This window comes from Pseudoalteromonas sp. SG43-7 (genome assembly GCF_014164295.1).
GTDB lineage: Bacteria > Pseudomonadota > Gammaproteobacteria > Enterobacterales > Alteromonadaceae > Pseudoalteromonas > Pseudoalteromonas rhizosphaerae.
In genome coordinates this window covers 1-6,701 of record NZ_JACJEY010000098.1, presented here as the reverse complement: position 1 = coordinate 6,701, position 6,701 = coordinate 1, and the positions used below count along the sequence as shown (strand labels likewise).

6 protein-coding genes, 4 tRNA genes and 1 pseudogene are annotated in these 6,701 nt (G+C 38.9%); 4 read left to right on the top strand and 7 right to left on the bottom strand.

Annotated features, from left to right (window positions below; genetic code table 11):
• Positions 1 to 85: 85 nt before the first annotated feature.
• The gene (locus H5200_RS22500; RefSeq protein ID WP_182762711.1) at positions 86 to 655 is read right to left on the bottom strand and encodes a GNAT family N-acetyltransferase; all 570 of its coding nucleotides are present in this window, start codon (positions 653 to 655) and stop codon (positions 86 to 88) included.
• Entirely contained in the window at positions 652 to 969 is a 318-nt protein-coding gene (locus H5200_RS22495; RefSeq protein ID WP_149980691.1) for a hypothetical protein, read from the bottom strand. Before H5200_RS22495 ends, H5200_RS22500 begins: the two co-directional genes overlap by 4 nt.
• 39 nt (positions 970 to 1,008) lie before the next feature.
• On the opposite strand from H5200_RS22495, the pseudogene H5200_RS22490 reads away from it, so the two are divergent.
• From H5200_RS22490 to gloA, 4 genes and pseudogenes are all read left to right on the top strand, one after another.
• Positions 1,009 to 1,197 (top strand): annotated as a pseudogene (locus H5200_RS22490) (endonuclease III); the annotation flags it as partial.
• 357 nt (positions 1,198 to 1,554) lie between these two features.
• Complete coding sequence (locus H5200_RS22485; protein WP_145240707.1) at positions 1,555 to 3,465, top strand: aminotransferase class V-fold PLP-dependent enzyme; 1,911 nt, start codon at positions 1,555 to 1,557, stop codon at positions 3,463 to 3,465.
• Between the two features lie 234 nt (positions 3,466 to 3,699).
• Entirely contained in the window at positions 3,700 to 4,731 is a 1,032-nt protein-coding gene (locus H5200_RS22480; RefSeq protein ID WP_182735439.1) for a serine hydrolase, read from the top strand.
• 53 nt (positions 4,732 to 4,784) lie between these two features.
• The gene (gloA, locus tag H5200_RS22475; protein ID WP_145240703.1) at positions 4,785 to 5,186 is read left to right on the top strand and encodes a lactoylglutathione lyase; all 402 of its coding nucleotides are present in this window, start codon (positions 4,785 to 4,787) and stop codon (positions 5,184 to 5,186) included.
• Between the two features lie 90 nt (positions 5,187 to 5,276).
• Here the strand turns inward: gloA and H5200_RS22470 are convergent, their stop codons facing one another.
• The 5 genes from H5200_RS22470 to H5200_RS22450 all read right to left on the bottom strand — a co-directional run bounded on the left by H5200_RS22470 (position 5,277) and on the right by H5200_RS22450 (position 6,617).
• Positions 5,277 to 5,543, bottom strand: coding sequence for a DksA/TraR family C4-type zinc finger protein (locus tag H5200_RS22470; protein ID WP_145240701.1), 267 nt, complete (start codon positions 5,541 to 5,543; stop codon positions 5,277 to 5,279).
• A 407-nt stretch (positions 5,544 to 5,950) separates the two neighbouring features.
• Positions 5,951 to 6,026, bottom strand: a tRNA-Glu gene (locus tag H5200_RS22465).
• Positions 6,027 to 6,209: 183 nt separating this feature from the next.
• Positions 6,210 to 6,285 (bottom strand) — tRNA-Glu (locus H5200_RS22460).
• Between the two features lie 90 nt (positions 6,286 to 6,375).
• Positions 6,376 to 6,451: transfer RNA gene (locus H5200_RS22455), tRNA-Glu, on the bottom strand.
• A gap of 90 nt (positions 6,452 to 6,541) precedes the next feature.
• Positions 6,542 to 6,617 (bottom strand) — tRNA-Val (locus tag H5200_RS22450).
• Positions 6,618 to 6,701 lie beyond the last annotated feature (84 nt).

Genomic DNA, 6,701 nt, shown 5'->3' with positions numbered 1-6,701 from the left:
CTAAGACTTTTATTTTCATGAACTCTTCTTTTGAAATCATGGTGCTTATCCAAAAGCACCAGTGTTAAGTTAACTGGATCAGATTTCAATTGTTGAAGTGGATCATTTTTGCATTGCTGGTAACATTAAGTAAAGAAAACAATAAATTTCCTAAAAAATGCTTGTACATAGCTTCTATTTCTTCTTTAGATATAGTTCCACCACGTATAAGGACTTCTTGCCGCTCAGCTGGCTCTTTTATGATAAACCCGGTAGAACTGAACCCATTTTTTTCATAAAACGCTTTGCGCTTAACTCTTTGTTGATAGTTTTCTGTCTTTTCATCAAGCTCCTCAATAGTGAGTACTATTCTTTTATTTGAATGCTTTTCATTCATAGAATCCATTACTTTGCTTCCGTAACCACTTGAGCGGAGCAATTCAGATATAGCAAAAAACTTTACACAGATAATTTGTTTATATTCTTTAGTGTAGAGAAAACCAACCCATTTATTATTATCATAAATAATATCAAAGCCATTTTTTCCATTCCTCATTCTGTATTTAACAAGCCATTCTGGTAGTCTGTGAACTTTTGGAAAAGCTTCGAAAAAAAGGTCTATAACTTTTGAATAGTTAAAATCATGTTTGTTAAGTGGGCGAAAAGTGATCATCATATTAACCCTGCAAGCCAATCAACAGTTAAGATAGTAGTAAAAACCTTTAATCCAATCAAACCGAAAAATATGAATATAAATGTAACTTTAATTTTTTTACTTTTTATATTATTCCAAGATAGAAGTTTTGCTTGAAATTCACTTTTTAGCTCATCAATATCCTCTTTCATACATAATTCCCTATCTCGTGCTGTAATTATATCAACTACAACACAGTTAATATGAGTTACCAAATTAACTTTGTAACTAAAAGTTCCGATGATGCCTAATGCAAACACATGATCTTTGCTCTTTAGGATTTCAACTACCAGCATTTTGAAAGCTAGTTACATCTTCCTTCCTTATATCTAAGTTGGCCAACCATTGCTGTAGATACGCATATATTCCGTGTATCAAACCGTACTAAGCTTGCTATGGGTAAAGACGTGGTCGCGGTTGAACAAAAGCTTGAAAAAGTGATCCCCAAAGAATTTAAAGTAGACGTACACCATTGGCTAATATTACATGGCCGTTATGTTTGCATAGCCCGCAAACTAAAATGAGGCAGCTGTATTATTGAAGACTTGTGTGAGTTTAAAGATAAAACTGAGTAGATATAGACCCAAACCTGTAGATAAAACACCTTCATTTTAAACGATTATTAATTTTAAACCTCAATTATCAGGCTTATAAGAATAAGCTCAGTGATTAATTCGCATTCCCGTCTTTTTTCTGTTTATTAAAGTAGGTGCCTAACTTTGGCACCTTTCATTTTCCATACCTTGTAAATCAATTTAAATAAAATCTGTTTATTCGTGATTTGGCGTAATTATTAGAATATTTTCAAAGTATTAATTTCACAAGCGTCAATCCTTTAGTTATGCTGTTGAGCATTATGAAATTTTATTGCGAGAATTCCTATGTTACCTATACTTCGTATCTTGTTAATTGAGCAAGACCCCGCCACCTTGCAAGAGCTTTCTACTAATCTGTCGAAAACCATCCCAAATTTTGAGCGAGATGATATTCATATCGATATTATTGAGCGTCTTGAGCTAAAACAAGCATTGGACATTGTAGAGGAAGATGGCGATATTCAGGCCGTAGTGCTTAGCTGGGATTTGCAAAATAAGGTTGGCGAGCGAACTTATAGTCGCTTTATCGAGCAGTTAAAGGGGATCCGCCTTGAGTTGCCCGTTTATGTTATTGGCGATGATACGAAAGGGCTAGAAATCGTTAATGAGTCGGAGGAGATTGAGTCTTTTTTCTTTAAAGATGAGGTGATTTCTGATCCTGAAGCAATTTTAGGCTATATGATCAACGATTTCGATGACCGCTCAGAAACCCCATTTTGGACGGCGTATCGCCGTTATGTTGGCGAAGCGAACGACTCTTGGCATACACCGGGACACAGCGGTGGCTCTAGCTTTAGAAATTCCCCTTATATCAAAGATTTTTATCAGTTTTATGGTCGTAATGTGTTCGTTGGCGACCTGTCGGTTTCAGTGGACTCTTTAGGTTCATTGTCAGATAGCACCAATACCATTGGCCGTGCCCAAGAGTCAGCAGCGGCGACGTTTGAGGTTAAGCATACCTATTTCGTTACCAATGGGTCGTCTACCTCAAATAAAATCATCTTGCAGACATTGCTGCGCAAGGGCGATAAAGTGATTATCGACCGCAATTGTCATAAGTCTGTGCACTATGGCATTTTACAATCAGCTAGTTTACCTGTTTATTTGTCGAGTATTTTAAATCCAAAATATGGCATCTTCGCGCCGCCGTCGTTGGCCGACATTAAACAGGCGATAGAACAAAATACCGATGCGAAATTGCTAGTCCTCACGGGTTGTACTTACGATGGCCTACTGAGCGATCTGAAACAGGTGGTAGAGTTTGCCCATCAACATGGTATTAAAGTATTTATTGACGAAGCGTGGTTTGCTTACTCCCTGTTTCATCCAAGCCTACGATACTATTCCGCCATTCATGCTGGCGCTGACTACGTCACTCATTCGGCGCATAAAGTGGTATCGGCGTTTTCTCAGGCGTCTTATATTCATGTTAACGATCCTGATTTTGATGCTGATTTCTTTCGCGAGATTTACAGTATTTACGCCAGTACATCGCCAAAATATCAGCTTATCGCGTCGCTTGATGTGTGCCAAAAGCAATTGGAGATGGAAGGCTATAAGTTACTCAATGCTTTGTTGAACCATGTGGAAGAATTTAAACAACAGATGGCTTCACTCAAACAAATTAAAGTGCTAGGTAAGCAAGACTTTATGGAAATATTTCCGCACTTTAGTGGTGATAACATGGGTCACGATCCGCTAAAAATTCTCATCGATATTAGCGAATTACCTTATTCATTAAAGGATATTCATAAATACCTGCTGGATGAAATTGGCCTAGAAATAGAGAAGTACACTCACAGCACCATCTTAGTATTACTGACGCTTGGCGGCACACGCTCAAAAATAATTCGTCTTTACAATGCGCTCAAAAAACTCGACAGCGGTAAAGTGAAGTTGTCAAAATCGACGCGACGATCTCGCTTGCCTGAGAATCTACCAGCAATAGACTTAGCGTGTATTCCAAGCGATGCCTTTTATGGCGAGCGTGAATCTGTGCCTATCGGTAAAAGTAACAACCGTATTTGTGCCGGTTTAGTCACCCCCTATCCACCAGGTATTCCTCTTTTGGTGCCGGGACAGCATATTACTGAGGAACATATAGAGTACCTTAAAGAGTTAGCAGGACAAGGTTTGACGATTCAAGGGAGTTTTGATGGTGAAATCTATGTTCTTAAGGGCAAAGTTCAAAAGTAAAAATATACTTTAATACAGTCGAACTCCTTATAACGAAACAGCAATGTCACACGATATTGCTGTTTAGTGCGTTATAATTCTAGGCCACGTTAATAGAACTTGGTGTGCTAAGCTAATGTTAATATTAGGTAATATCACGTCAGAATTTAAAGATAAGACAGAGTAAATAATACGAAGTATAGTAGATTAAAGAACTGACCCTGACACTACAAAAATAAATGAAGCGGATGCGTAATAATGCTAGTTAAGAACAAAAAAACGCTTACTTTAATGCGCATTGCTGCATTTATTGTCACCATCATGAGCATATACTTTTTTGCCCCTTGGCAGTTTGCTTTATATTACTTGCAACCGCTACCGGCGACGATCAAAGAACAAACACAAGAGGCTATTGAACAAGGAGTCGATGGCATTATTGTGTATATTCATAGACAAGGACAGCAACCTGAATCTTTTGCAAACGGTTGGCATAATCGAGATCAAAAAATCCCCGCTTATGCTACTGCTTTGTTTAAGATTGGCAGTATCCGTAAGCTGTATGATGCATCAGCCTTAACAAAACTTGCCTCTGCTGGACTAATTGATGTGGATAAAACACTGGCTGATTATCTTCCATCGTTAATTGGACGCATTGAAAATGCAGATAAGATAACACTACGAATGATGGTAAAGCACAGAAGTGGCATACCCAATTACACAGACACTGATCATTTTGATTGGTCAATCACCTACCCCGACCCGCTTGCATTAGTACTCGATACTCCCGCTGACTTTAGTCCTAATGCTGATTACGGCTATTCTAATACTAATTATTTGTTGCTGCGGAAAATCATGTCTAATGTGCTGGGTTATGACCATAACCAATTTATTAAAAACGAGATTTTAACGCCATTGGGCTTAACGAATACCTTCGAGTCTGTAAATGAGATAAATTTAGCGCTATTAATGAGTGGCTATTATGTTGGCTACGAAAATGATTTTAAAGCACTTGATCAAGGGTATGTGGCAACAGCACAAGATGTGGGCGACTTTATTGTGGCATTAAATAATGGCACATTTTTTAGTGAACAAGAGCAAGCTTTGTACGCATCACTCTATAAATATGAGCACACAGGTTGGGTATTAGGGTATTCAAGCATTGCTCGTTATTATAAAGATATCGATACAGTCGTTGTGCAGTTTATAAATACTAATGGCAATGATACTGTGTTGCTCACAGAAATAATTTATAATCGGATTATTGATATTTTAACAGCGCAGCAGTAGTTACAGAGTAGCTGCGTTATCAAAAATTTATGTGAATTTTAAAGAGGGTTTAAATGCGTTTATTACACACCATGTTACGGGTTGCTGATCTAGATAAATCAATTGCGTTTTATACTCAAGTACTCGGCATGAAAGAGTTACGCCGTGCTGATAACGAAGAGTATCGCTATACCCTAGCCTTCGTAGGCTATGGCGATGAAAAAGACACAGCAGTACTTGAGCTGACCTATAACTGGGATACCGACAGCTATGATTTAGGCAATGCCTATGGTCATATCGCGATTGAGTTTGATGATATCTATAAAGCCTGTGCTGATATCAAGGCCGCTGGCGGCAATGTTAGCCGTGAGCCAGGACCTGTTAAAGGCGGCACAACAGAAATTGCTTTTGTAAAAGATCCAGATGGCTACTCAATTGAATTAATTCAGAAGAAAGAAAATATGAGTAAATTTTAGCAAATATATGTAATAGGTTTGCTAATCCGCTTTTTATTTATTTAAGCTCAACTCTGATACGATATTAAAAAAGGTGCTGTATGCACCTTTTTATCGTAATTGACTGTCTTTACTGCCACGTCGGTTAAACCCTTTAGAAAGCGTGCCTTTACCTTCTAGTTCAGCTTGGCAACTTACACAATACTTCACACCAGGTAACGCGAGCCTTCGTGCTTGTAGTATTGGTTCATCACATTCTTCACATAGCTCGGCACTAGCTCCAGAAACTAAATTACTTCTAGCATATTGCACAGCATCATTAACGCTGGCATCAATTTGATCTTGAATTGCACCCTCTCGTGCCCATCCACTTGCCATATAACCTCCTATTTATTTGGACGTTTATATGTACGCTAACATAGATGAAGTTTATTTAAGCTGAATATAAGAAAGGGAAAGATACTAATAAAATTTAGGAGTTATTATATAAAATATTTAATTTTGAGATTTTAACTTGGATGAATAATTCTGAAGTAACTATAGAAATGCAGGTAAATCAATTTTAAACGCTTTTTAGTAAAGCTATCTTACTAATAAATAGTAAGTAGCGTCCTCAAGAGATTAGTATTCTTGTTAACGTTGTGTATAGAGAGTGCAGTGTCACACTACTTTATACATCACTTAAAATAAGTAAGTGGCGTACCAAAGATATTAGTACTCTTGTTAACGTTGTGTATAGAGAGTGCGGTGTCACACTTCTTTGCACATTACTTAAAAAAAGTAAATGGCGTCCCCAAGGGGATTCGAACCCCTGTTACCGCCGTGAAAGGGCGGTGTCCTAGGCCTCTAGACGATGGGGACACAGAGTATGTGTCACTAGGACAACTGAATGGTTTAACTCGTTTCAGGCGAGCTGCTTAATAACACTGCACTTCCCTATTTAAAATAAGTAAGTGGCGTCCCCAAGAGATTAGTACTCTTGTTAACGTCGTGCATAGAGAGTGCGGTGTCACACTGCTTTATACATTACTTAAAATAAGTAAGTGGCGTCCCCAAGGGGATTCGAACCCCTGTTACCGCCGTGAAAGGGCGGTGTCCTAGGCCTCTAGACGATGGGGACACAGAATATGTGTCACTAGGACGACTGAATAGTTTAACTCGTTTCAGGCGAGCTGCTTCATAACACTGCACTGACTATGAAAATAGTAAGTGGCGTCCCCAAGGGGATTCGAACCCCTGTTACCGCCGTGAAAGGGCGGTGTCCTAGGCCTCTAGACGATGGGGACACAGAATATGTGTCACTAGGACAACTGAATGGTTTAACTCGTTTCAGGCGAGCTGCTTAATAACACTGCACTGACTATGAAAATAGTAAGTGGCGTCCCCAAGGGGATTCGAACCCCTGTTACCGCCGTGTAAGGGCGGTGTCCTAGGCCTCTAGACGGTGGGGACACATAAATGTGTCACCAGGACAACTGAATGGTTGAAATCGCCTCATGCGAGCAAACAGAATAACACTACACCTACAATTGAAGT